The 23,358-nt window shown below is 58.6% G+C and carries 25 protein-coding genes; 12 read left to right on the top strand and 13 right to left on the bottom strand.

Features of this window, described 5'->3' with window-relative positions:
* Window positions 1-151 precede the first annotated feature (151 nt).
* Window positions 152-964: a LuxR C-terminal-related transcriptional regulator gene (locus FHT97_RS19320; protein WP_183756027.1), complete on the top strand. Its 813-nt coding sequence runs from the start codon at window positions 152-154 to the stop codon at window positions 962-964.
* 85 nt (window positions 965-1,049) lie between these two features.
* Here FHT97_RS19320 and FHT97_RS19315 read toward each other — a convergent pair whose 3' ends face one another.
* Window positions 1,050-1,535, bottom strand: coding sequence for an ureidoglycolate lyase (locus tag FHT97_RS19315; RefSeq protein WP_183863940.1), 486 nt, complete (start codon window positions 1,533-1,535; stop codon window positions 1,050-1,052).
* A gap of 263 nt (window positions 1,536-1,798) precedes the next feature.
* On the opposite strand from FHT97_RS19315, the gene uraH reads away from it, so the two are divergent.
* The 4 genes from uraH to xdhC are packed head-to-tail and all read left to right on the top strand — an operon-like array spanning window position 1,799 to window position 6,898.
* Window positions 1,799-2,164: a hydroxyisourate hydrolase gene (gene uraH, locus FHT97_RS19310; protein ID WP_183756025.1), complete on the top strand. Its 366-nt coding sequence runs from the start codon at window positions 1,799-1,801 to the stop codon at window positions 2,162-2,164.
* 3 nt (window positions 2,165-2,167) lie between these two features.
* The gene (gene xdhA, locus FHT97_RS19305) at window positions 2,168-3,652 is read left to right on the top strand and encodes a xanthine dehydrogenase small subunit (protein WP_183863939.1); all 1,485 of its coding nucleotides are present in this window, start codon (window positions 2,168-2,170) and stop codon (window positions 3,650-3,652) included.
* A gap of 4 nt (window positions 3,653-3,656) precedes the next feature.
* Window positions 3,657-6,011 (top strand): xanthine dehydrogenase molybdopterin binding subunit, encoded by a 2,355-nt coding sequence (xdhB, locus tag FHT97_RS19300; RefSeq protein WP_183863938.1) that lies wholly within the window; start codon window positions 3,657-3,659, stop codon window positions 6,009-6,011.
* A gap of 5 nt (window positions 6,012-6,016) precedes the next feature.
* Entirely contained in the window at window positions 6,017-6,898 is an 882-nt protein-coding gene (gene xdhC, locus FHT97_RS19295) for a xanthine dehydrogenase accessory protein XdhC (protein ID WP_183863937.1), read from the top strand.
* Here xdhC and FHT97_RS19290 read toward each other — a convergent pair.
* Window positions 6,838-7,782 (bottom strand): LysR family transcriptional regulator, encoded by a 945-nt coding sequence (locus FHT97_RS19290; protein WP_183756021.1) that lies wholly within the window; start codon window positions 7,780-7,782, stop codon window positions 6,838-6,840. The genes xdhC and FHT97_RS19290 overlap by 61 nt on opposite strands.
* Before the next feature lie 137 nt (window positions 7,783-7,919).
* Here FHT97_RS19290 and FHT97_RS19285 point away from each other — a divergent pair, with 137 nt between their 5' ends.
* Window positions 7,920-9,161, top strand: coding sequence for a urate hydroxylase PuuD (locus FHT97_RS19285; RefSeq protein WP_183863936.1), 1,242 nt, complete (start codon window positions 7,920-7,922; stop codon window positions 9,159-9,161).
* A complete protein-coding gene (gene guaD, locus FHT97_RS19280; protein ID WP_183863935.1) occupies window positions 9,158-10,504 on the top strand; it encodes a guanine deaminase in 1,347 nt (448 codons plus the stop codon). Before FHT97_RS19285 ends, guaD begins: the two co-directional genes overlap by 4 nt.
* Window positions 10,505-10,519: 15 nt before the next feature.
* Here guaD and bhcR read toward each other — a convergent pair whose 3' ends face one another.
* From bhcR to FHT97_RS31440, 5 genes are all read right to left on the bottom strand, one after another.
* On the bottom strand, window positions 10,520-11,374 hold the full coding sequence (bhcR, locus tag FHT97_RS19275) for an HTH-type transcriptional regulator BhcR (RefSeq protein ID WP_183756018.1): 855 nt from the start codon (window positions 11,372-11,374) through the stop codon (window positions 10,520-10,522).
* 271 nt (window positions 11,375-11,645) lie between these two features.
* Window positions 11,646-11,861 (bottom strand): hypothetical protein, encoded by a 216-nt coding sequence (locus FHT97_RS19270; protein WP_183756017.1) that lies wholly within the window; start codon window positions 11,859-11,861, stop codon window positions 11,646-11,648.
* Window positions 11,862-12,055: 194 nt separating this feature from the next.
* Window positions 12,056-12,286 carry a hypothetical protein gene (locus FHT97_RS30900; RefSeq protein WP_246712688.1) on the bottom strand — a complete coding sequence of 77 codons (231 nt, stop codon included), beginning with the start codon at window positions 12,284-12,286 and terminating at the stop codon, window positions 12,056-12,058.
* Window positions 12,283-12,459 (bottom strand): DUF4105 domain-containing protein, encoded by a 177-nt coding sequence (locus FHT97_RS31445; protein WP_259129620.1) that lies wholly within the window; start codon window positions 12,457-12,459, stop codon window positions 12,283-12,285. Before FHT97_RS31445 ends, FHT97_RS30900 begins: the two co-directional genes overlap by 4 nt.
* Window positions 12,431-12,637, bottom strand: coding sequence for a DUF4105 domain-containing protein (locus tag FHT97_RS31440; protein ID WP_259129631.1), 207 nt, complete (start codon window positions 12,635-12,637; stop codon window positions 12,431-12,433). Before FHT97_RS31440 ends, FHT97_RS31445 begins: the two co-directional genes overlap by 29 nt.
* A 688-nt stretch (window positions 12,638-13,325) precedes the next feature.
* On the opposite strand from FHT97_RS31440, the gene FHT97_RS19260 reads away from it, so the two are divergent.
* Entirely contained in the window at window positions 13,326-13,988 is a 663-nt protein-coding gene (locus tag FHT97_RS19260) for a hypothetical protein (protein ID WP_183863934.1), read from the top strand.
* Window positions 13,989-14,093: 105 nt separating this feature from the next.
* On the opposite strand, the gene FHT97_RS19255 is transcribed toward FHT97_RS19260, so the two are convergent.
* The 5 genes from FHT97_RS19255 to FHT97_RS19230 form a co-directional block, all read right to left on the bottom strand.
* A complete protein-coding gene (locus FHT97_RS19255) occupies window positions 14,094-15,851 on the bottom strand; it encodes an adenylate/guanylate cyclase domain-containing protein (RefSeq protein WP_183863933.1) in 1,758 nt (585 codons plus the stop codon).
* A 247-nt stretch (window positions 15,852-16,098) separates the two neighbouring features.
* Complete coding sequence (locus tag FHT97_RS19250) at window positions 16,099-16,410, bottom strand: hypothetical protein (RefSeq protein WP_183756014.1); 312 nt, start codon at window positions 16,408-16,410, stop codon at window positions 16,099-16,101.
* A 170-nt stretch (window positions 16,411-16,580) separates the two neighbouring features.
* Window positions 16,581-16,826: a hypothetical protein gene (locus tag FHT97_RS19245; RefSeq protein ID WP_183756202.1), complete on the bottom strand. Its 246-nt coding sequence runs from the start codon at window positions 16,824-16,826 to the stop codon at window positions 16,581-16,583.
* Window positions 16,827-17,236: 410 nt separating this feature from the next.
* Complete coding sequence (locus FHT97_RS19235; protein WP_183863931.1) at window positions 17,237-18,463, bottom strand: biotin/lipoyl-binding protein; 1,227 nt, start codon at window positions 18,461-18,463, stop codon at window positions 17,237-17,239.
* Window positions 18,456-18,929 (bottom strand): hypothetical protein, encoded by a 474-nt coding sequence (locus FHT97_RS19230; RefSeq protein ID WP_183863929.1) that lies wholly within the window; start codon window positions 18,927-18,929, stop codon window positions 18,456-18,458. Before FHT97_RS19230 ends, FHT97_RS19235 begins: the two co-directional genes overlap by 8 nt.
* Before the next feature lie 224 nt (window positions 18,930-19,153).
* On the opposite strand from FHT97_RS19230, the gene FHT97_RS19225 reads away from it, so the two are divergent.
* Window positions 19,154-19,477, top strand: coding sequence for a hypothetical protein (locus tag FHT97_RS19225; protein ID WP_183863928.1), 324 nt, complete (start codon window positions 19,154-19,156; stop codon window positions 19,475-19,477).
* A 680-nt stretch (window positions 19,478-20,157) separates the two neighbouring features.
* The gene (locus FHT97_RS19220; protein WP_183756009.1) at window positions 20,158-20,412 is read left to right on the top strand and encodes a hypothetical protein; all 255 of its coding nucleotides are present in this window, start codon (window positions 20,158-20,160) and stop codon (window positions 20,410-20,412) included.
* A gap of 342 nt (window positions 20,413-20,754) precedes the next feature.
* On the opposite strand, the gene FHT97_RS19215 is transcribed toward FHT97_RS19220, so the two are convergent.
* Complete coding sequence (locus FHT97_RS19215) at window positions 20,755-21,135, bottom strand: hypothetical protein (RefSeq protein WP_183863926.1); 381 nt, start codon at window positions 21,133-21,135, stop codon at window positions 20,755-20,757.
* Window positions 21,136-21,348: 213 nt separating this feature from the next.
* Here FHT97_RS19215 and FHT97_RS19210 point away from each other — a divergent pair, with 213 nt between their 5' ends.
* Together FHT97_RS19210 and FHT97_RS19205 are read left to right on the top strand one after the other, a co-directional pair.
* Complete coding sequence (locus FHT97_RS19210; RefSeq protein WP_183863925.1) at window positions 21,349-21,840, top strand: ferritin-like domain-containing protein; 492 nt, start codon at window positions 21,349-21,351, stop codon at window positions 21,838-21,840.
* A gap of 734 nt (window positions 21,841-22,574) precedes the next feature.
* Window positions 22,575-23,051 carry a Crp/Fnr family transcriptional regulator gene (locus FHT97_RS19205; RefSeq protein WP_183756006.1) on the top strand — a complete coding sequence of 159 codons (477 nt, stop codon included), beginning with the start codon at window positions 22,575-22,577 and terminating at the stop codon, window positions 23,049-23,051.
* Window positions 23,052-23,358 lie beyond the last annotated feature (307 nt).

Genomic DNA, 23,358 nt, shown 5'->3' with positions numbered 1-23,358 from the left:
TGCCTTAATGCCACCGTCGTTAAGGAAAGAGTAAGCCTGAGCGCCTCGCAAGGTATATACCCCGAAAGGGGTATTTAAGCACGCATGGCTTCGTGGAAGGTGTATATGAGATAATGCGCAGTTCCGCGTGGGCGGCAAAGGGAATCCGTCAATGAGCACCGACCTTGAGGCACTGTTCGGCGCCTTCAACGCAACGATCGGAAAGCCGGCTATGGCGGATGTCGAGTTCGGCGACACGCTCCGCCAGATGATGGGCTCACTTGTACGCTTCGACTATGTGGTTGTCTTCGCCTACCGCGGGAAAGAACGGCCGATCGATCTCTATAACACGTTCGACACACAGGAGCATGTCGTCTTCGTAACCCTCTATCAGGCGGGTCCCTACCTGCTCGACCCGTTTTACCACACCGCGCGCGAACGCCGCGAAGGCGTGCTGAGGATGCGCGAGCTGGCGCCCGACCGCTTTTACTCGAGCGAGTACTATCGCACCTACTACGTCCAGACCGGACTTGCCGAGGAAATTGGCTTCTTCGTCAACGCCGACGACGACATCACGATCGTCTTGTCGCTGATGCGCCGCGAGGAGACCGGTGTCTTCCCGCCACGAGAATTCGAGACGCTGAAAAAAGCCAGGCCACTCGTTGCGAGCATGGTCAGACACTATTGGGCGGGGCTTGCACCACGCTTCGATGCTCAATTGGCCAAGCGCGGCAAACGCCGACGCAAGCGGGGCCAAAGCGAGCATATCTCGCCCGCCGATGCCGTATGGGGGGACCTCAACCTGACAAGTCGCGAGGCATCGATCGTCGAGCTCGTCTTGCAGGGCCATTCCTCGGAATCGATCGGCCTGAAGCTGAATATCTCGACTGGCACCGTGAAAGTTCACCGACGCAATGTCTATCGCAAGCTTGGCATTTCCTCACAGACTCAACTGCTGTCCTTATATCTCAGCAATTTTGGATAAGCTGCAGGAACAAGTCAGCCCATCAGCATAGAGGAGACGGGCGACAGTGGCACGGCAGGCCAACGATGAAACATCGCGGCCGTGATCAGCGTACAAGGAAGGGCTCAGTGTAAACATGTTCTTCCAAATTGTTGCCGTCGCCGCCCCGGTCCACCACCGCGAAATCCGAGCGGGCATCAAGCGGCGTGAGGACGCCGTGCCAGACGTTGCGGGCGATATTGATCCCCTGTCCGGGTCCTGTTCGAAACGCCAGCGGTTCACCGGGCCCATTTCCCGTTTCCTCGGCGACGATGACCAGAAACGACCTGTCAGTCAAAGGGATGAAGGCCTGGCTTCCGAGAGGATGGCGCTCCACCAGCTCAAGGACCAGTGGTAGTTGGCAGGGTTCGGCGCGGAAAAGACTGATCATCGGACGCGCGTTCTCGCCCGTAGTCTCGATCCTGGCGAGGTCGTGGTACCGGATGCACCGTCCCGCATTGATCGGGAAATTGTCGGCGCCTTCCATCTCGATCACCTCCCCGAAAGGGGAAAATGCCGCCCGGCTCAGCGGCCTTATCTCAATCTCTTTCATTCCTCTTCTCTCTCGTTCGTCCTGCCGCCCTTACTGCTCGGCCGGCGCAACGCGCCGCCCGGTGGATCTCGGCGAACAGGCTCACGGCGCGATCTGCTCCGCTTCGCCGCATCGTCAGTCCTCTGGTCCATGCTGGTTTGTAAACTCAAATCATGCATGCCATTCCCCCTGGAAAATTTGAAAGTCTTCAAGGATCTCGCTGCTTTTCAGGGAAATCGTCCTGTCGGATAGTGGAAGAGGAGTGTTCTGTTCTGGGAGAAAACATGCAGTCAGATTCGCAAGGTGCCGGGCGCCTCACGACCCACGTGCTGGACACGGCCAATGGCAAGCCCGCCGATCGGCTGCGGATCGACCTCTACAGGGTCGAGGACGATGCGCTGCATCATCTCAAGACCACTGAGACGAATGACGACGGCCGTTGTGACGAGCCGCTCCTGTCGGGCGAGGCGCTGAAGACTGGCACCTATGAGATGCGGTTTCATGCCGGGGACTATTTCCGAAGCATCGCCGCCGCATCCGGCTTTCTCGATCTCATCCCCCTCCGCTTTGGCGTGACCGACGAGGACGCGCACTATCACGTTCCCTTGCTCGTCTCGCCCTACAGCTATTCCACCTACCGCGGGAGCTAAACAATGACGGGACCTGCAATCCGCCACGAGCTGCGCTTCATTCTGAACGGACAGGACATTGCACTGACGGGGGTCGCGCCGGACCAGACGCTGCTTGACTGGCTGCGCCTCTCTTGTCAGCTCAAAGGCACCAAGGAAGGCTGTGCCGAGGGCGACTGTGGAGCCTGCACTGTGCTCGTTGGCCGCCTGACCACCGGGGGCAGCCTTGTCTACGAGGGCGTTAATGCCTGCATCCGCTTTGTCGGGTCCCTGGACGGCTGCCACGTCGTCACCGTCGAGCACCTGTCCGGCAGCGAGGGCAACCTGCATCCCGTGCAACAGGCGATGGTCGATTATCACGGTTCACAATGCGGCTTCTGCACTCCCGGTTTCATCATGTCGCTCTACGGGCTGTGGATGCAAACCCCATCCCCGAGCGACCAGCAGATCGAGACGGCATTGCAGGGCAATCTTTGTCGTTGCACCGGCTACGAGCCGATCCTGCGTGCGGCGAGGGCGATTTCCGCCTATGGCGGGACGGATAATGATCCGCTCCTCCTCGAACGCGAAACGATGATCGCGCGGCTGAAGGGTTTGCGCGACGGTGCGCGCGTCGAGATTGGCGAAGGGAAGGATCGCCTGGTTGTCCCGGCAAATCTCGACGACTTCGCGTCCATTCTCGAGGCCTCACCCAATGCCACGATCGTCGCCGGATCCACCGATGTCGGCTTGTGGGTGACAAAGCAGATGCGGGACATCACGCCGGTCGTCTTCATCGCCGGGCTCGATGAGATGAAGTCCATGACCATGAAGGATGGCCTGATCTCCATCGGTGCTGGTGTGACCTACAGCGAAGCGGTGGCGGTCTTGTCGCAGCAAATTTCGCCGCTCGCTGAGCTCATTGCCAGGATAGGTGGCCAGCAGGTGCGCAACATGGGCACGATCGGGGGCAATATTGCCAACGGCTCGCCGATCGGCGACATGCCGCCGGCGCTCATTGCTCTTGGTGCCACGCTGACCTTGCGCAGGGGCGCAACACGACGCACCATTGCCCTTCAGGACTTTTTCATCGCCTACGGAAAGCAGGATCGTCAGCCCGGCGAGTTCGTCGAGGCGGTGCATGTGCCAGTCCCGCAGGCAGACGAAAAATTTGCCATCCACAAGGTAACCAAGCGCCGCGACGAGGACATCACCGCGACGCTGGCCGCGTTCCGTCTGGCGCTTGCCGACGATGGTACTGTTACATCTGTCTGCATCGCCTATGGGGGCATGGCTGCCACGCCAAAGCGCGCCCATGCCGTCGAGGCGGCGCTCATCGGTCAACCCTGGACCGAGGCGACGGTGGAGGCTGCGATGGAGAAATACGCAGAAGACTACACGCCGCTATCAGACATGCGCGCCACAGCAGAGTATCGCGCGCTCGTTGCAAAAAACCTCCTGCTCCGTTTCTACATGGAAACAACCTTGAGCCCGACACCCGTCAAGGTGCACAGATACGAGGCCGCGTAAGCCGATGAACAAGCACACTACCGAACTCAAGCTCGAAACGATCACGGGCGGCGTCCATTCCAGCCCAAGGCACGATTCCGCTCGCAAGCATGTCTCGGGAACCGCTGTCTACATCGATGACATCGCCGAACCCTTTGGTACCCTGCATGCCGGCCTCGGTCTTTCGAGCGTGGCGCACGGCATCCTGAAGTCGGTGGATCTTTCCGCCGTGCGTGCTGCCGCGGGCGTGGTCGCTGTCCTGACCCATGCGGATGTACCCGGGGTCAACGACATCTCCCCCTCCTACATGAATGACGATCCGGTGCTTGCATCAGGCAAGGTCGAGTTTTATGGCCAGCCGATCTTCTGCGTGATTGCCGAAACACGCGAACAGGCGCGTCGCGCCGCCCGTCTGGCAAAAATCGAGTATGAGGAACTGCCGGCCGAAATCGATATCTGGGATCTGGACGTGTCGAGCCATCGCCAGGTCGTCACGCCGCTGACCCTTGAACGCGGTGATGCAACGACTGTCCTCACTGGCGCCCCACGACGAGTGACCGGTCGCATGCGCCTCGGCGGTCAGGACCATTTCTACCTCGAGGGCCAGGTATCGCTGGCCGTTCCCGGTGAAGACGACGACGTCATCGTCTATTGCTCAACCCAGGGGCCGAGCGAGACGCAGCATATGATCGCTCATGCACTTGGCGTGCCGAGCAACGCAGTGACCGTCGAGGTACGACGCATGGGTGGTGGCTTCGGGGGTAAGGAAACCCAGGCCAACCAATGCGCCGCGATCGCCGCCATTGCTGCCAAGAAGCTGAAGCGCGCCGTCAAGATCCGCCTCGATCGCGATGAAGACATGGTTGCCACCGGCAAGCGGCATGATTTCGCGATCGACTACGATATCGGCTTTGATGACGAGGGTCGCATCCTTGCCGTTGATTACACCTTTGCGCTCCGGGCGGGTTTTTCCGCGGATCTTTCCGGGCCGGTCGGGGACCGTGCCCTGTTCCATTGCGACAATGCCTACTTCCTGCCGCACGTTCGCGCGAAGTCGGCCCCGCTCTACACCAACACCGTCTCCAACACTGCTTTCCGTGGCTTCGGCGGCCCGCAGGGCATGGTGGGCGCAGAGCGGGTCATCGATGAGATCGCATTTGCGGTTGGCAAGGACCCGCTTGAGATCCGCAAGCTGAATTTTTACGACCCGATGGGCGCTAAGGGCGAACGCAACCTCACCCCCTACCACCAGAAGGTGGAGGATTGCATCATCCAGCGCATCGTCGCGGAACTGGAGGAGAGTGCTGACTATGCCGGACGCCGGCAGGCAATCCAGGAGTTCAATGCCAGGAGCCGGCTTGTCAAACGCGGCATTGCTCTCACTCCGGTGAAATTCGGGATCTCCTTTACCAAGACGGAGTCGAACCAGGCAGGAGCTCTGGTCCACGTGTATACCGATGGCTCGGTGCACATGAACCACGGCGGCACGGAAATGGGGCAGGGCCTCCATCTGAAAGTGGCGCAGGTCGTGGCGGAGGAATTCCAGATCGACCTCGACCGGGTGAAGATCACGGCAACGACGACCGCCAAGGTACCGAACACCTCTCCAACCGCCGCTTCGTCAGGCGCGGACCTCAACGGTATGGCGGCGCAGGACGCCGCACGCCAGATCAAGGAGCGGCTGATCGCGTTTGCGGCGGAGACTTACAAGGTTTCGCGCGACGAGGTGCTGTTCCTTCCCAACCGCGTGCGCATCGGCGCTGAGGAAATTCCCTTCCCGGTGCTCGTCAAGAAAGCCTATATGGCGCGCGTCCAGCTCTCTGCAGCCGGTTTCTACAAGACGCCCAAGATAAATTGGGACCGCTCCAAGGGTCGTGGTCACGCGTTCTACTATTATGCCTACGGCGCTTCCTGCTCCGAGGTCTCCGTCGACACGCTGACCGGTGAATATATCGTCGAGCGCACCGACATCCTTCACGATACCGGGCGCTCGCTGAACCCGGTCATCGATATCGGCCAGATCGAGGGCGGCTTCATCCAGGGCATGGGGTGGCTCACGACGGAGGAACTCTGGTGGGACGGAAAGGGGCGCCTGAGAACCCATGCGCCATCGACCTACAAGATTCCACTTGCATCCGATCGGCCCAAGGTCTTCAACGTAGAACTGACAGACTGGTCACAGGCCTACGAGCCGACCATCCATCGTTCGAAGGCGGTCGGTGAGCCGCCGCTGCCGCTTGGGCTTTCCGTGCTTCATGCGCTTTCGGACGCGGTGGCAAGCGTTGCCGACCACCGGATCTGCCCGCGCCTCGATGCGCCTGCAACGCCTGAGCGGGTGCTGATGGCGATCGAGCGCGTCAAGGCAGGGAAAAAGGGATAGGACCGATGCTTGGAGCGCGCGAAAATATCCGGGATTTTATCCGACGCGAACCGGCATCTATCCTCATCGAGGTGGCAGGCGCTGCAGGCTCCACGCCGCGCGACACCGATGCCTGGATGCTCGTTTCGGAACGGGCAACCTTTGCGACCATCGGCGGTGGCCAGCTCGAACATATGGCCATCGATCAGGCACGCCGGGCATTGCGCCTCGGGATCCCGGCTGCGGCGATGAATGTGCCGCTTGGGCCGGAGATCGGCCAGTGCTGCGGTGGTCGCGTCAACCTTGTCTTCACAGCGCTCAACCCTGATATCGCCAGGGACCTCATCGCACGCAACGACCGTGACATCGCAACACGCCCTCATGTGTATGTGTTCGGCGCCGGCCATGTCGGCGATGCACTCGCCTATGCGCTGTCGCTGGCACCGCTTCGCGTCGTTCTCGTGGATACGCGGGAAGACGAGCTCAGTGCCTCGACCGCCCCTCACATCGAAACCTGCCTGACGGCCGTGCCAGAAGCGGTGGTGCGTGATGCACCGGCCGGCAGCAGTTTCGTGATCCTCACACATGATCACGCCCTGGATTTCCTGATTGCTGCCGAAGCGCTCCAGCGCCCGGACGCCGCCTATGTCGGCATGATTGGCTCGAAGACGAAGAAGGCAACATTTCGCACCTGGCTGTCACGCGAGGTCGGTGCCCCAGAACTGCTTGCCAACCTCGTCTGCCCGATTGGCGGAACGGCAGTTAAGGACAAACGTCCGGCCGTTATTGCGACCCTTGCCGCAGCAGAAATCACGACTGCGGCGCTCAGCTGGTCGGCGTCGCGCAATCAGCCGGCAACTGCCTCGACAGCCGGTTCCTCTTCGAGCAGCTTTCCGATCAAGCGCTGACAACGATCAGCCATGAAATCGATCATCAGCCGGACCTTCGGGTCCTGAAAGCGTTTGTGCGGATAGATTGCCGCGAGTTGGACAGAGGCTGGCGGGCTATCCTTGAGGATCTCCACCAGGCGGCCTGCATTGAGATCGGCCTTTACCTCGAAGAGCGGCTTGTTGATGATGCCGCGACCCTCCAGTGCCCATTGCGTCAGCACATCGCCGTCGTCACTGTCATAGGGGCCAGCCACATCGAACTTGCGCGGGCCGTCGGCGGTCACCAGCATCCAGAAATATTCCTTCGAACCCGGATAGCGCAGCAAGAGACAGTCGTGCTTGTCGGCGATCAGCGCATCGGCGTTTTCGGGCAGGCCGCGCCGCGCGATATAGGCCGGAGAGGCACACAAGACGCGCTGGCAGTTGAGGATGCCGCGCATGTGCAGGTTCGAATCCTCGAGCACGCCAAGCTTGAAGGCAACATCAACACCTTCGGCAAGGATGTCGACATTATGGTCCGAAAGGCGCACCCGCACTTCGATATCCGGGTACTTGTCATGGAATTCCGGGATGCCGGATGCGATCAGCCTGCGGCCAATGCCGAGCGGCGCGGTAATTCTGAGCGAGCCTTTGGGATTGCGCGACAGATCCGCGATTGCTGCCTCTGCCTCATTCACCGCTTCGATGATCTTGACCGCCCCTTCGTAGAATACGCGGCCATGCTCGGTCGGCGACAGCTTACGGGTCGTACGGTTGAACAGCCTGACGCCGAGGTGGATCTCCAGTTCCTTGATGCGATTGCTGGCGACCGCAGGGGTCACGCGCTGGTCGCGTCCCGCGGCTGAAAGTGTACCGAGTTCGATCACCCGGACGAAGACACGCACATTGTCGAGATAGGACATGAGAGTTTTTACCACACCGTTGCGCGAGGGGCACCGGCGCGATCTTATAGATTTTTTTGAAAGTGTTCGAGGATTAACCGGGATTTTCGGGGAAGTCGCGCGATGGCAGAACCGTACTCAAGAACTGGGAGGTCCCTATGTACGAATATGCTATCGCGTGGGATTGGCTGACGTTCGCCGTCCGCTGGCTGCATGTGATCACGGCGATCGCCTGGATCGGATCGTCTTTCTATTTCGTCGCGCTCGATCTTGGCCTGAAAAAGCGGCCCGATCTTCCACTGGGCGCGTTCGGGGAGGAATGGCAGGTTCACGGCGGAGGCTTCTACCAGATCCAGAAGTATCTCGTTGCGCCCGCCAACATGCCGGACCACCTGGTCTGGTTCAAATGGGAAAGCTATGTCACCTGGCTTTCCGGCTTCGGCATGCTCTGTCTCGTCTATTATGCCGGCGCCGACCTCTACATGATCGACCCCAACGTCCTTGATGTATCAAAGCCTGCCGCGATCGCGATATCGCTCGGTTCGATTGTGCTTGGCTGGATCACCTACAATGTTATCTGCAAGTCGCCCTTCGGCAATGACAATACACGACTGATGGTGGCGCTGTACTTCATCCTGGTCGGCGTTGCCTGGGGTTACACCCATCTCTTCACGGGTCGCGCTGCGTTCCTGCATCTCGGGGCCTTCACCGCGACGATCATGTCCGCGAACGTCTTCTTCATCATCATTCCGAACCAGAAGATCGTCGTCGCCGACCTCATCGCCGGCCGCAAGGCCGACCCTAAGTACGGGAAGATCGCCAAGCAGCGCTCGACGCACAACAATTACCTGACCCTGCCTGTGCTGTTCCTGATGCTGTCCAACCACTATCCGTTGGCATTCGGCACCCAGTTCAACTGGATCATTGCTTCTCTCGTCTTCCTGATGGGCGTTACGATCCGCCATTATTTCAATACCCGCCACGCCAATGCAGGCAATCCGACATGGACATGGCTTGTCACAGCGCTCCTGTTCATTGCCATCATGTGGCTCTCGACGGTCCCGAAGGTGCTGACGGGTCAGTCGGAAGATGCCAGGATCTCGGCCAACCAGCAGCCATTCATCGCCGCTCAAGCCTTTCCCAAGGTCCGCGACACCGTGATGGGACGCTGCTCGATGTGCCACGCGAAGGAGCCGGGTTGGGAGGGCATCATCGCGCCGCCAAAGGGCGTCGTGCTTGATACGGATAGGGACATTGCCGCCCATGCTCGCGAGATCTACCTGCAGGCTGGCCGCTCGCATGCCATGCCCCCGGCCAATGTCACGCAGATCTCCGACGAGGAGCGTCGCCTCCTTGTCTCTTGGTACGAAAGCGCCATCAGCGCGGAGAAAGTTCAATGAACGACATTCTTATCCGCGGCCGCGTGCTGACATTCGTCGCCGAACCCAAGGGCATCGATGACACATCGTCCTACCGCTATATCGAGGATGGCGCAGTTCTTGTGCGAGGCGGCAAGGTGGCAGCGCTCGGCTCCTACATCGACATCAGCAGAGAGGCAGGCGCCAATCTTTCGGTTGTGGATCACCGGCCGAACCTCATTCTGCCAGGCTTTATCGATACGCATCTGCACTTTCCGCAGACCCAGGCAATAGCCTCCTATGGTGCGCAGCTGCTCGAATGGCTGAACACCTATATTTTCGTCGAGGAGCAAAAGTTCGCGCGTGCCGCTCACGCAGCAGAGGTGGCCGACCGTTTCATGGACGAACTGCTTTCAAACGGCACCACCACTGCTGTCGCCTACTGCTCGGTTCATCCGGAAAGCGTCGACGCATATTTTGCAGCAGCTGAAGCGCGTGGCATGTGCGTGATCGGCGGCAAGGTGATGATGGATCGCAACGCGCCGGACGAACTCCGCGATACACCGCAGCGCGGATATGACGAGACGAAGCAGCTCATCGGGAAATGGCATGGCCGCGGCCGCGCACGCTACGCCATCAGTCCGCGGTTTGCCATCACCTCCACACCTGAGCAGATGGACATGAGCAGGGCGCTGGTTGCCGAGCACCCTGATTGCTACGTCCAGACGCATCTCTCCGAAAATCGTGATGAAATCACCTTTGCCACGTCCCTTTATCCCGAAGCGAAGGATTATACGGATATTTACGCGCGGTACGGCCTGCTGAATGATCGCATGCTGCTAGGCCATTGCATCCACATGAGTGATCGGGAGGTCGGCGCTCTTTGCGAAACAGGTGCGGTCGCCGTCTTTTGCCCGACATCGAACCTCTTTCTTGGATCAGGGCTGTTTGACGCTGCGCGTTTCGACAAGCTTGGTGGGCGATGGTCCGTCGCAACCGATGTCGGGGCGGGCACAAGCTTCTCTATGCTGGAGACAATGGATGAGGCCTACAAGGTGCTGCACCTGCAGGGTCAGCGGCTCACTCCGCTGAATTCCTTCTACCGCATGACGCGGGGCAACGCTCTCGCACTCGGGCTTGAACGATCAATCGGCTCGCTCGAGGCTGGCGCCGATGCCGATATCGTCATCCTTGATTCCAGGGCGAAGTCAGCGATGGAATATCGCATGCATACCGTGACATCGCTTGCCGAAGAACTCTTCATTCTCCAGACAATGGGTGACGACCGCTGCATCGCCGAAGTCTACGTCGGCGGCAGGCCGATGAAGGCAAAGGTCCGAAAGGAAAATGCGTCGAAAGCACCCCGGACGCTGGAAACGGCCTGATAGTCCGGTTTTGGCTCAGCCCTGGCTGGCGACATCTATCGACAACAGGGGCCGCGATCGGCCCCCCATTGCTTTGGTCAAGCCCTTGGCCGCCGCAAGAACGAGTGGGCCGACCGCCTCGAGCTTGTTGTCAGGCATACGGACGGCCGGCCCCGAAACGGAAATGCCTGCGACGGCTTCGCCGTATTCGTCGAAAATCGGCGCCGCTACACAGCGCATGCCAAGTGTGTGCTCTTCGTCATCGATCGACCAGCCACGCAATCGAATCCCGGAAATATCCTGCAGCAGCAAGGCCAAGCTGTCGCGGGTCTTGTCAGTGAACCGTTCAAGCGAGCGGCCGGAAAGCAGGGCTTCGATCTGCTTGTCCGGCCACGTCGATAGGATGGCCTTGCCAATCCCGGATGCGTGGATTGGCCCGCGTCGGCCGGGGCGAAAAAAGGCGCGCATTGGTGCGTGGCTTTCCACCTGCGAGATGAAGACGACGTCGCCATCCTCTTCGATGGCGATATTTGCCGTCTCGCCGCACGCGCCCATCAATTGCTTCAGAAACGGCCGGCTGATCGTGCCGAGCTTGCGAAAGCGCATGTAGGCCGTCCCGATCTCGAAGGCTTTTACGCCGACCGTCCACGCACCGGTCTCACCGTCATGGGCGACCATGCCATGCTGGGCGAGGGAATTGAGAAGTCGGTGCACAGTGGAGGTTGCCATCCCGGACTGCTCGGCGAGTTCGCTCAGAACAGCCCCATCACCCTCAGCCACGAGTTCCAGAAGTCTAAGGCTGCGGTCGAGCACCTGGACGGATGATGAGGCCGCGTCTTTCAAAGGCTTCCGGCCGGGCCTTCCTCTCGTCTTTTCTCTGTCGCCAACCATAACGCAATCCTCCTGCAGCCGCCGATGTCGGACGTTCAATAAATCATTCTCGATCTTTTGGAATAGGTGAGGACACCGACCTTCAACGAAGGCATTTAAGGGGAATGGTGAAGTTTTCCAAGGCATGGATCATCTAGCCTCGGTGGCGCGTACGGCTCCAGATGAGTGATTGAACCACCATGCAATAGCTCATGACCCGCGCAATCTTGAGTTATAGAGATGGTGGCCACACACTTTTGGCACATGCTCGGTGACTTTGAGGCTCGGAGCATCACCAGTTGCCCGGGTCTGCAGTATGATCGAGACGGGCGAAATCATCTGCCGTTTGCCGATCAAGCACCAGATCGGTGGTGATGCTTGTCTCATCAGTGACCGAATAGCGCAAAGGCAAGGGCCCATTGGCCAGCCCTTGATACATGAGCAGGGCTGCTTCCTCAGCGGTGTCAGCCTCGATTTGATCCATGACGATAACAGTGAACTTGTGCATGTCCTACCTCTTGGTTTGTGCAGGTTACGACAATCAACCGGCGGCTTTTCACTCTTCAGCAAAGAGCTTGCGCTCGTACTTGTGCGATATGGTGGCAACGTCGGTGAGGTAAAGCACGAGATTGTGACGTCGTATCCGCTATCGGCTTAGATCGGCGTTTTCCACGTGCGATGAAAACAAGGGATTTTTGCCATTCATCGCTGACCCTCCGGCGCTGGCGAAGGTACGCCGCCGCGGATCGACTTTGAGAAGTTCGGCGACAATCCGTCGGCCCGAGCCCGCTCGCCGATATGAGCGACGGTCCTGAGTTCAGCAGGCGACACTGAGGTATCCACCGGGCCGCGATCATAGGCGAAGTCGGGAAGATAGCCGTTGACGATGAGACGCCAGTCGAAGGGAACCTTGTCTCCAACCAGGCGCATCATCTTGACGACCGTCGTCGTGCAGTTGCTCGTGTCGAGTTATAGAACGCCGGCGTCGCTGCGAGGGCATTGGCGTCTGCAACATAATCCCGCAGGAGTGCCCGCGCCTGTTGCGGAGATGCTTTCAGGCGGTAAATTTGGACATCTTCACCACGGAAGTTCGACCGGACGCCCACAACATCCCGCTCGTCTGCGGCGCTGATCACCTGAGGATGCTCTTAATAGATCAGCAAGCGGCGAGAACGCGCCTCCAGCCCGGCGGCGGACTTCGATCGACCACGGAAGCTGCTCACCTCCTTCAAAACCGAAGCTGAAGATCACGTGCGCAATCTCTGGCCCCGCCCAATAAGACATGAACAGGTCGACCGTGCGGAGCTTGCTCATGTCATAGGTACGCGTCGTCCATCGCTCAGTGAAGTCGGTGCTGCTACGCCACTCGAACTCGCGGACATTGGTGAGCGCCAGCAGATCGCCGTTGCCTGTAACCTGTCGCCCGACGTCGGCTGCCTGCGTCCGCGACGGGCTTGATCGTATTCCACCGGTGCCAACAAAGCTGCAAATGTCAGGATTGCCTTGTGCCGCCAGGAGCCCAACAGCGCGACGATCGTGAAAACTCCGAAAAGAGCGAACAGCACGGCGGCAAAACCTCTGGCGACGTCTGATGCCGGAAAGCGATACCATAATGCGAGCGAGGCCCATGCGGTGGCCAAGGCTACGAGGATTGCTACTAAAACAGCCAGAACAGCCCAAGCCAAGCGGCGGAATTCTCCATCTGTCGATCTCTGTTCGATTGAGCAGGAAGGATCTTGCATCACGCTGGCCGCTGACATCAAGCCGCGCCACAAGAGCTTATCCCAACAGCAGCTTCAGACAGAGACCTTTCTGAATGAAAGGGGGGCGTCGTCGCGTAGACTTTCCAAATTCACGATTGGCGACATATCATTCGAAGGCGCATCGGGCGCGATGGTGAGATTCGCTGAAGCCTTAGCGAGAAAACAGGAGCGGGCTATGACGAGCATACGAGTTTCGCAGGACGTCTGATATGGCCGCGACTTTACGCCCGAGAACAACCGGTGTGCGGCAGTTCCTTGATCCTGAGCAGCAGCGCGATTGGATAGCGGGCAAGATCGAGCTGCCGGACGTGGGCGAGCGCCCAGAGTCCCTTGAACAGCGCTTCAAATATGTCGCTCGATTTGAGAAGCTCCTCAACCGCCCGCAAGCGGGGCAACTGCTGGAGATTGTCGGGCTATACGGCCCAAACTGCATTCCGATGATCCGCAAGACCGAGCGCTACTACTGGTCGGTTTCCTGTCTGCCATCCACCTTGGACAAGCCGCTTGTCCGCGTCAATGCGAGCTGGATGGAGCTCTTTACGCTCTATGCCCACGGTGACGATATCCGCGCCAGGTTCATCGTGCATCTTTCGGATTTCACGATAGATGGTTCAGCAACGCCGAGCCAGGTGGATGAACACTTTCTCGAGCAAAGTGTGGCGATGCCAGAGCATGTCAGTTATTTCTTCCCGCGTGGTGCAAACATTTTCGGCATCAATGTGCAAAGCTCTTTGTCGATCCGCACATTCCTCACGAGCCGCCGTGTCCTGGCCGCTATTCGCACGTTCAACCTGACGCACATGAACAGGGGGCGCAACGCCTATCAGGCTAGCCACTGCTACAGCGTGGCGGATTACATGCAGGCAGAGTGAGGGCTTTCTTGGCGCCATCCTGGCGAACGACGCCTCTGCCCCCAGCCGGTGGGCGCCGGCTTGTCGATCTTCCCATTCCCCAAAAGCGGAAATTACTCCAACCTGTCAATTCAGGCCGGCACGGGCAAGTCCCTCGATCAGGCGCGCCCGATCCTCGGCGCGGACGAACGAGGATGTTGCTCCGATCGCGTCCCGTGAGATGTCAGGGACCAACCACTTGAGTTGTCCGAGCAGGTCCGTGGCAGCCTCCTGATTGTCCAGAAGTCCGGCACAGGCAGTACCGATGACCAGCGGAACCGCGTGGCCGGACCGCAAGCGATGAGCCTCCCGTGCGTACTTCAATCCAAGCTCGTAATTCGCTCCCTGGAAGTAAGCCATGGCGTAGTAAAACTGAAAGTCGCCGAGAAACGCCTCCCGCGGGCTCAGTCTGAGGGCATAGTCGATGCAAGGAATGGCATCCGCCGCACGGCCCCCATTGGCATGCGCAAGTCCCAACTGGCCATGTGCGAACGCGGAGTTGGGGTTGATCGCCACAGCCTGGCTGATCGCTGCCGTTGCCAGGTCATTGTCGCGCGTCGCAAAGGCTATCATCGCCTGCGCAAGGTAAACCCACGGTTCCTTATCGTCCGCGGCAATGGCTTGTTGGACGATATCCCTGGCAAGGGCCAGGGCGCATCCCATGTCCTCCCACCCTTGGAACGCACGCCATATCGTAATCCAACCTTTCATGGCGAGCGCCTGGGCATAAGCGGGAGCCAGTCCGATTGCCCGATCGAGCAGGGGGAGCATCTTCCGGCTGCTCTCGTCAGACAACTGGGAACACAGGAACACTGCCCGCACGACACATTCCCAGGCATCCAGGCCATGATTGGGCTTGGGGCTTTCGCGGGCATGCTCTGCGGCTAAGAGTTCGGGTCCGATGCGGCCGACGACGCTTGCGGTGATTTCGTCCTGAATGACGAAGATGTCGCCGAGGTCGCCGTCGTACCTCTCGGCCCACAGATGGGCTTCGGAGGCCGCATCGATAAGCTGCGCGGTCACCCTAACGCGGTTGCCGGACTTGCGGACACTCCCTTCGAGAACATAGCGGATCCCGAGCTCGCGTCCGATGGCGCGCACATCCACGGGCTTTCCCTTGTAGGTGAACATCGTGTTGCGGGCGATCACGAAGAAGCCCTTGAGCCTGGATAGCGCGGTGGTGATGTCCTCGGTGAGCCCATCGCTGAAGAAGTTCTGCTCCGGTTCGGCGCTCATGGCGTTAAAGGGCAGCACGGCAATGGATGGTCGGTCCGGAAGTGCGGGGCTGGGTGATGCCGTTCGTGCGGTCGTCCCTTCCAGAAGGGGACGGTACAGTCGCACCGGCCGCTCCATGTTCTTGAGCGCGCGTTCGCCGAGGTACTCGTATTCGCAGTCAAGCTTGCCCTGGAGGTGATCGTACGCCGTGCCGGAAATGCAAATGCCGCCTGGATCCGCCAAGGTCTGGAGACGGGCGGCGATGTTGACGCCATCGCCGTAGAGATCCCCATCAACCTCGTGGATCACATCACCGAGATTGACGCCGATCCGGAAGATGATGCGTCGCTCCGTGGGGATATTGGCCTGGTTCTCGGCAACGTCCTTCTGGATGGCAACCGCGCACCCGACTGCATCGACGACTGAGCCGAACTCCACGAGCGCACCGTCGCCCATCAGCTTGACAATACGGCCGTGATGCTCGGCCAGCAGCGGATCGATCACCTCCCGGCGCAGAACCTTGAGGGCCGACAAAGTGCTGGCCTCGTCATGTTCGACGAGGCGGGAATAGCCGACGACGTCAGCGGCCACGATCGCGGCCAGCCGCCGCTCTGCTCTTGCAGTTGCCATGGCTGTCTCCCCTCAGGAGATCGGCCGGATGAAGCCCAGGCGATTGAAGACATGCACCATCCGGCTGCCCGACACCGCGACCGTGCTGGCTCATGATACCACTGAGACGGTCATGTGGCGACGATTCACGAGAGGGTCGTCTTCAACAGGAACAGGATCCGCGAAGCGAAATATCTGCTGCGGACCAATGGAAGGATGTTTTTCTTCCGCCGTTGGCGGCCGATGACCGTTGATTGGCTGATCTCACTCAAGGCCGCAGTCGTGCCACCTGCTCGCCAGTCTGGGCATCAAAAAGGGCGAGATCGACCACGAAGTCACCCGACCTGGCAGCGAGATCGAGGATGGTCGCTGCAAGTCGCACAGCACAGAGAGGGTTGACCGACAGATCGATCGTCTCGCTGCTGGAGAGGGCAAGGCGGGTGACCAGATCGCCCTTTTCCGTTGGGGCGAACATTCGGAAGCTATCAACTTCCAAAAATGCGTCTGCGTCACCTTCACTCGATGGAAGTTTTTCGTCAAAGAGGCGGGCAAACTCTTCCTTCAGCTTAACCGACAACATTTGCTTTCTCCAATGAATGAACAAAAGGGCAAACACCTCTGCCCGACGAGAAAGGCGGCGACGCCTCGGCTGGCGTTGCTAAGCCAGCAATAACATTGCTGCTAACCGCATTGGATTGAAACTAGTCCGCTTCTCACAAAGCGGACATCATCTAAGGTGCCGGGAAGCGCTCAAGTCTCTGGTTTGTCGTGGTCCTCTCCCAGCGCCACAAGCGACGCCTTGATCCAACCAGCAAAAGCGCGCACCGCAACCGAGGACAGTGTTGTCTTCGGCAGAAGCAGGTGAAACGCGTGGCGGACGATGGGCCGCAATTCACCCAGTCGCGGTGCCAGCCAGTAGGTCATGAAGCCCTGCGCCGTTCCAACATTGACGATATCGCTTTCCGACCGCTTGCTGATTTTGGTGGTAGCACGCAAGGCCCGCCCGAGATTGCAAGATGGTGGTGCTCGCCAACTCGCGTCATCTTCACCGACCGCTGCAGGCGCTCAAACAGGATCGTGCCCAGGAACTTCTCAAGCGCCTGCATATGCTGGCCGACGGCGACGCGCGAGACGTTGATGTCGGTTGCTGCCTGGTAACGCTGAGGTGGTGCACAAATCATCCGATTCGAGAACCTGAATCAAAAAACGGGCGACGCGCTTTAGTTTAGTTCGGCGCGACGGGTAGGATTTGCGTGTCGTCCCGACCTCCATGTTCGCTTCCGGCGGCCCATCGCCAGCATCCCTGCGCGGGGGCCGACCCCGCTGCGATTGCAATTTCACCAGCAGGCCAGCCGTGCCGCTAAGGACGTAGCTGTCGCCGCCATTGTCAAACCCCCGGCGCGCGATCAATGCCCCGAAAACACCAGGGTCTGTACAGGGAGGAGCAAGGCTTGGATGCGCAGGATCATCGCGTGCACGAGACCGACGGTGTCCACCACATGCAGGAAGATCCATTGCATGGTGCCGATATTCTTGTCGGCGAGTGCGTCGTGGTTATTCGTATAGGCGTTGGCAATGCAGCTGCTGCCGGGTGGAATGTCATCCAGCCCGCCTTCGAACAGCGGCTGCAGGAAGACGGTAAGCGTTCCCGGCTGCGCCAGTTGCTGAACATCGAGAAGCTGATCCGTAATTCGCAACTGCCCTGCCGCGATGACATCCTGCACCTCGGTCACAACGAGCGGAATGATAGTGAACGGCTTTCCGATGCAGGTGGCCTCGGCGATCATCCCTTGTTTCATGACCTGTGCTTCGATCTGTCCAAAGCCTGCGATCAGCGTGCCTTTGCCCGCTGTTGCCGGCACGAGAATGCCAGCGGGTCTGATCATGGTGTTGACGACATCACCCGGCCGCAGAGTGAATTGTTGAACCGTGCCAGCGACCCCTGCACGCACCAGTGTCTTGTCCAACTCCACCTGTGCCTGCGCAAGCGCCGCTTCCGCGCTCGCTTTCTGTGACGGCAGAAGGTCTGCGATCTTGGCCTGGAGGGTATCCTTTTTGGCGATTGCAGAACTGAGCGCACCCTTGCGGCTTTCGACCGTGTTGGCGAGGCGATCGACCTCGCGACGGGCAACAGCATCCCTGGTCAGGAGCTGGGCCTTCAGTTCATATTCGTCGATCGCAACCTGAAGCGCACCTTGGGCTTCCTGGATCTGACCGTCTGCTGTCACCAAGTCCGTTTGCGCAACCTTGGCTTCGGCATCCAGTTCCGCGATTTTCCGCCGCGCCGTCTCAAGCGCTGCCCTTTGCTGTGAATCATCCAGCCGGAAAAGCGGCGCGCCAGCTTCAACTTTCTGATTGAGGCCGACAAAGACCTCATCGACGCGTCCGACCGTTTCCGGCAGGATCGTCACCGTGCGGAAAACCGCCGTTACGTTTTTCGTCGAGGGATGGAAATAGAAGATCAGCGTGATCAGCGATATGGTGAGCATGAGGCATGCTGAAATGCCCCAGCGCAACTCGTACCACATGGTATAGAGGTTGATCTCATAGCCAATTCGCTTTCCTTGGACATAGCGCCGGTAGAGGTAGTCCGGGAAGATTGTGAGAAGCGAGCAAAGCATCAATTCAAACATGTGCCGATACCTTCGCCTCGCCTTGGGGCTCGCTCTTGGCAGGCTCTTCAGGCTTCGCATGCGCTTCTTCGGATTTTGGCGGCTGGTCACGAACCAGGGCGGGGTCGTCGGTCGTTTCAACCGTGCGGCCGGAAAGCTTGCCGAGCGATTGAGCGATCGAGTAGAGTGGCGTCGAAAAGTCGGGGATGTGTATGAAGGCGAGCAGCAAACCCGCGATCCAGAACAGGTGGTTGTGCGTGAAGAGCGAAATCAGCGCCAGGACCGCGACCACTTCCATCTGTACCTTGCTGGTGCGATGCGCCATGCGCTCGGGAACAGCGTGAAGCTGGAAGTAGAGATTACCGACGATCAGGATCATCAGGATCAGGAAGACAACGACGCCGACGAACAGGTAGTCGGTCTGACCGGGGGGCGTGATGAAGATTGGCAAGTGCTCGGTAGCTGCCGGATGGAGATCTTGCGCCATCGGGACTTCCTTTATGGCGGTTAGAACAGGCTGAAACACTCAGATCGCGCTACTCACACCTTACAGTGAACCCATGCGTCTTTCTCGTAGTATCGCGTAAACTACGGAGTGCGACGGCCGGCCAGAATGGCGATTTGCGTGGAAATCCTTCATTTCGTCCGAAGCCGCGCTGCAAGTATGGTTGCGTTGGGTCGCTCTTTCACTTGACTGCAAAGGGTATATTTTTGAAGTCTGCGGACTGGTTGAGGAGGTCCACGCAAGAGGAAATCGCGCCGGTCGTCGTAGCCGGTTTTCAGGGGATCTTCAGTAATGTTTATACGTCTCGCCTCACCTGCGCGGCTTGGGCTTTGCTGCGCATTTTTCCCTTTTCCATTGCCGCCATTACCTTTGGCAGGTCTGCAGCCGAGGACAGCGGGGATAACACACGGATATCGGACCTGGAGCGGCGGGTCGATGGCATGCAAAAGCGCCGCCTGATTCGTATCCTGGTATCCTTCAGCAAGACAATCTGCTTCATCGACCGCGGCGAACAATCGGGCAGCGCATAACCGAACAATTGCTCAACGGCTGGATTGGCGCTCTGGATGATACGTCGCTCGTTGATGGTAATGATGCCATATACTACGGTTTAACAGCTTGAGCGCGTGACCGGCTCTCATCCGTTCGGCTTCCGCTTCCTTTCGGCGCAGATGTCACGCATGATACCCGCAAAAACGGAGCGTCCCTTGTCCTTCATACCGCTGGTCTTTATCACGGGATATGACCGGGACGTGATCCCTGATGAGTTTGCGAATATTATTCGTCTACAAAAACCGATTGCGCTGCGTGAGGTCGTGGAGGCGGTATGTGGGCTCTAACGTCGGAGGCCGGGTGACCGCTGTTGGCGCTTCTCTGCATGACGGTAATCGGCCCTATTGCGAACATTGCTAAACACCGTTGCTTCTCCGATTGCTGTCCAATTTAAGGGCGGCTAATGGGCCGGCCGGAAGCGGCCCTCCAGTGCCAATGATATCCGCAATCTTGACACCCTGTTGTAAGAGACGACGGAAAGAGACCTTAAAGGTAGGACCTTGGTCTGAGGTTGCACCCGACCAAGGCCCGTACGGGGAACGAATAACCAACCTCCGAATTAATATGTCGGCGACCACGGCGGTCGCGGTGCAATGGTTTTCGTTGAAAATTCAATTCGCTTTACGATTTTGCGCAGATACTACGGAGGAATTCCCACATGGCTGATCGTGGACCAACAGTTATCAATACAGGCGGAAGTGGCAATGGTGGATGGGCAGTTGCCATCATTGTTATTGCCGTGGTTGTCATTGGCGGCTTGCTGATGTTTACCGGCGTTATCGATATCGGCGGCGGCAAAGGTGGTGGCGCTGACGTCAATGTCAACGTTCCGGCAGTCGAAACCCCATCTGCAGACAAGCCCGCAACATCGGCAGACAAGCCTGCAACCGCGCCTGCAACGACGCCCCAGTAAGGGGCTGCGCCTAAAGATCCGGCGGATCGCACCGCCGGATCCTGACTGAAATTGCCTGGCTTACATGTATGGGCCAAACGGGGCTATTGCCTGTTTCCGTCCCGTGGACACTCCCCAATTCACGTCGAAGCTACGATAGAGAGGCGAGGGACCGTCCCGTCCGTCATGACGGAATAGTGTTCCCTCAGAGGCGAGGCATAGGTTTGCCAATCTAATATGGGCGGCCGCTATAGGTGTCACAACATCATAGATCGAAATGCGGGTTCCCCTGACCAGAGTACCGCGTGAGATGCGTCCGGCCATGGTCCCGCTACGAGAACAATTGCAAATTGGCCCAAGGAATCAGGTGAGATCAGCGGTCTTGTGGTCTTTGGTCGAAAGCTTTGTTTTCGTCTCCTGTTGAAGGATGAAAACCGCTTCACCATAGATCTCTCGCCGTCTCTGCTCCCGGTCACTTGAGAGGCGCTTTCTGTCTGTCGCCGTCAGGCGGGCAACGCTTTGTTGTCTCGGATCTTCATTCTCCACCAGATCGATCAGCAGGTTTCGCATAACACCGTTGAATTCCCTTAGATCTCTCAGTTCCACCATAAGCGGTGATTTGAGCAGGCTGCGAGCGACGGCATCGTCAATTTTCTTTTCAACAAGGCGAGTTCTGGCCGCAAAATAGCGTCCAATGAAGACAGCGCATGCAATGACGCAACAAGCCAGGGTGACGTAGAACATTGGGCCTCCAATCTCACTGTAGATTGGGCACAGGCGCCAAACATTCAATATGCCGTCAGAGAACTGTGGCGGGTGTGGCCAGCGGTAACGGCGGCCCGTCTGTGGTCGCCGTGCGGTTGTTGTCCCGCAAGTCCGCGTGTCAGGCATGGCGCTGGAACGAATAGGCTGCTGGAGGCTTTCTCCCCTACGTTTCATATGGCACGGAGAGCATTGATGAAATCACTCGCTGAAATTTTCGAGCACACGCTGCAGGATCTCTATTTCGCTGAGAGCGCCATCACAAAGGCGCTTCCAAAGGTCGCCAAAGCAGCGAAAAGCGCTGAATTGAAAAAGGCGGCCGAGGAACACCTGTCGGAGACGAAAGATCAGATAAAAAAGCTGGAGCAGGTCTTCAAGTCTATTGGCAAGACGGCATCTGGCGAAAAATGCGACGCGATTGAAGGCCTTATCAAAGAGGCGGACGGTTTGATGAAGGCTGAAGGTACCGCTTTGGACGCCGGTCTTCTGGCCGCCTGCCAAGCCGTCGAGCACTACGAGATCGCACGCTACGGCTCGCTGCGCGAATGGGCCAAGGACCTCGGTTACGATGAGGCACACAAACTTCTGAGCGAGATCCTCGACCAGGAGAAGGCGACGAACAACAAGCTTACCAACTTGGCGGTAACGTCGATCAACAAAACCTCGACGCATTCAAAGGCGGCCTGACAAGATAAGCGCTGCCCTTAGGACTGCAACACCCCTTGTAACGTTGGTTATCGGGGGTATTGCCGAGGAGGCGATCTCTTCGGAAGACCTAAGCTGGTTCGATTGCCACTCTCCTTCCCAGGAGCCGCCCGGCTGCCGCCATCAGCGCATAAAAGGAAGTCCCAACCTGGCCGGTCTAGCATATCTTGAACAGGGGCTTTCATGAAAGCGGGTCTTTTCCCAATCTCGGCCAGTATATCCAAAGGGCCTGTCCAACGTTCTGCTGCAATCGAGATAACGCAAGACCTCGCGGCGGCCGCACGGCCGCATCCGTCAAGTTATCGGCAACGGGATGCCGGTGGAGTTTCCGAGCGTCTTGGACGCGGTTGTGTTCGGCTGAGATCCAGCGGGCGATGGTGTTGAAGGATGCGAGCTGCCGAGATCTGAGGTCGACTTTAGCTGGAAGTCGTATCTAGCCAGATCGTTACAGGCGTTGGACAGTTCCACCCGCATGTCTGCGCCGCAGATGCCACTAGCAACCGAAACGATCGCGTCAGCTTGATCGATATTCTCGTCGATCTCGGCCGGAAATCCAGTCGCCGTGTCGATAACGGAACAAGATCCGTGGTCGCCTGTGCGAACGTGATATGGAAGCCGGTGCTCGCCCATGGGACTGAAGTCCGATGCGGGGCACCCAACTTGCATTGGCTCCCGATATTCCTATGCTGAAGAGCAGGAGGACTAGAGGAGGCCCCATGTTTTTGCGTGATGAAGTAGAAATGTTACGACGGGTACCGATCTTCTCGACGATCGATCCCGCAAAGCTGAAGCTTCTAGCTTTCACATCAGATCGTAAGCAGTTTCCATCTGGAACAGCGCTTTGCCGTCAAGGCGATCAGGGCGACGCAGCTTTCGTAATACTCACCGGAAAGGCGGAAGTCTTTGTGCATTCTCCAGCGGGTGACGTAAGGGTTGCCGACGTGGAACCGAACTCGATTGTCGGCGAAATTTCGATCCTATGCGACACCCCAAGAACGGCCACCGTCAAGGCCTCAAGCGATGTCGAGGCGCTCCGCATCAGCAAGGAAAACTTTCTGAAGCTGCTCAGCGACTTCCCACATCTGGGCGTTGGCGTGATGCGCGTTCTCGCCGATAGGCTTGTTCAGACGACCAGTGAGTTGACTGCAACACGCTCCAAGCAACAAGACGAGACGGAACTGGAAATCGGGTAGGCCACCCCGTTCTTCTGGACAAGGCTGGCCGGACGTTGGTCTCGCAGTTACACGCGTTCAGGCCACCATCTGGCAAGCGCTTACGCATTTTCGCTTCCCCGCGTGGTTATGGCTTTCATGGAAGCCCCTAAACCGGATGAAACGCCGCCAACGCCCGATTGCCTTCGACAGGCATTGGCAGCGTTTCCGCCCATTTGGGCATGCGCAGGCTATGAGAGAATGTTAAAAAAGGAATACGTCAGGTACCGCTTTCCTTCCGTAACGAAAGCTGTTCGTGGGCCGGTGTGGCACTAATGCGACGATCTTC

The organism is Rhizobium sp. BK399 (genome assembly GCF_014194695.1).
Taxonomy (GTDB): Bacteria; Pseudomonadota; Alphaproteobacteria; order Rhizobiales; family Rhizobiaceae; genus Rhizobium.
This window is presented reverse-complemented; position numbering and strand designations above follow the sequence as displayed.

Bases quoted from the DNA above. Each gene is read 5' to 3' on its own strand.
- FHT97_RS19230 (WP_183863929.1), bottom strand. From the start codon at position 18,929: ATGGCGCAAGATCTCCATCCGGCAGCTACCGAGCACTTGCCAATCTTC.
- FHT97_RS19235 (WP_183863931.1), bottom strand. From the start codon at position 18,463: ATGTTTGAATTGATGCTTTGCTCGCTTCTCACAATCTTCCCGGACTAC.
- FHT97_RS19255 (WP_183863933.1), bottom strand. From the start codon at position 15,851: ATGGCAACTGCAAGAGCAGAGCGGCGGCTGGCCGCGATCGTGGCCGCT.
- FHT97_RS19315 (WP_183863940.1), bottom strand. From the start codon at position 1,535: ATGAAAGAGATTGAGATAAGGCCGCTGAGCCGGGCGGCATTTTCCCCT.
- xdhA (WP_183863939.1), top strand. From the start codon at position 2,168: ATGACGGGACCTGCAATCCGCCACGAGCTGCGCTTCATTCTGAACGGA.
- FHT97_RS31440 (WP_259129631.1), bottom strand. From the start codon at position 12,637: ATGTCTTATTGGGCGGGGCCAGAGATTGCGCACGTGATCTTCAGCTTC.
- FHT97_RS19285 (WP_183863936.1), top strand. From the start codon at position 7,920: ATGTACGAATATGCTATCGCGTGGGATTGGCTGACGTTCGCCGTCCGC.
- bhcR (WP_183756018.1), bottom strand. From the start codon at position 11,374: ATGGTTGGCGACAGAGAAAAGACGAGAGGAAGGCCCGGCCGGAAGCCT.
- FHT97_RS19215 (WP_183863926.1), bottom strand. From the start codon at position 21,135: ATGTTCTACGTCACCCTGGCTTGTTGCGTCATTGCATGCGCTGTCTTC.
- FHT97_RS19250 (WP_183756014.1), bottom strand. From the start codon at position 16,410: ATGTTGTCGGTTAAGCTGAAGGAAGAGTTTGCCCGCCTCTTTGACGAA.
- FHT97_RS30900 (WP_246712688.1), bottom strand. From the start codon at position 12,286: ATGATGCGCCTGGTTGGAGACAAGGTTCCCTTCGACTGGCGTCTCATC.
- guaD (WP_183863935.1), top strand. From the start codon at position 9,158: ATGAACGACATTCTTATCCGCGGCCGCGTGCTGACATTCGTCGCCGAA.
- xdhB (WP_183863938.1), top strand. From the start codon at position 3,657: ATGAACAAGCACACTACCGAACTCAAGCTCGAAACGATCACGGGCGGC.
- xdhC (WP_183863937.1), top strand. From the start codon at position 6,017: ATGCTTGGAGCGCGCGAAAATATCCGGGATTTTATCCGACGCGAACCG.
- FHT97_RS19210 (WP_183863925.1), top strand. From the start codon at position 21,349: ATGAAATCACTCGCTGAAATTTTCGAGCACACGCTGCAGGATCTCTAT.
- FHT97_RS19220 (WP_183756009.1), top strand. From the start codon at position 20,158: ATGGCTGATCGTGGACCAACAGTTATCAATACAGGCGGAAGTGGCAAT.
- uraH (WP_183756025.1), top strand. From the start codon at position 1,799: ATGCAGTCAGATTCGCAAGGTGCCGGGCGCCTCACGACCCACGTGCTG.
- FHT97_RS19270 (WP_183756017.1), bottom strand. From the start codon at position 11,861: ATGCACAAGTTCACTGTTATCGTCATGGATCAAATCGAGGCTGACACC.
- FHT97_RS19205 (WP_183756006.1), top strand. From the start codon at position 22,575: ATGTTTTTGCGTGATGAAGTAGAAATGTTACGACGGGTACCGATCTTC.
- FHT97_RS19290 (WP_183756021.1), bottom strand. From the start codon at position 7,782: ATGTCCTATCTCGACAATGTGCGTGTCTTCGTCCGGGTGATCGAACTC.
- FHT97_RS19320 (WP_183756027.1), top strand. From the start codon at position 152: ATGAGCACCGACCTTGAGGCACTGTTCGGCGCCTTCAACGCAACGATC.
- FHT97_RS19260 (WP_183863934.1), top strand. From the start codon at position 13,326: ATGGCCGCGACTTTACGCCCGAGAACAACCGGTGTGCGGCAGTTCCTT.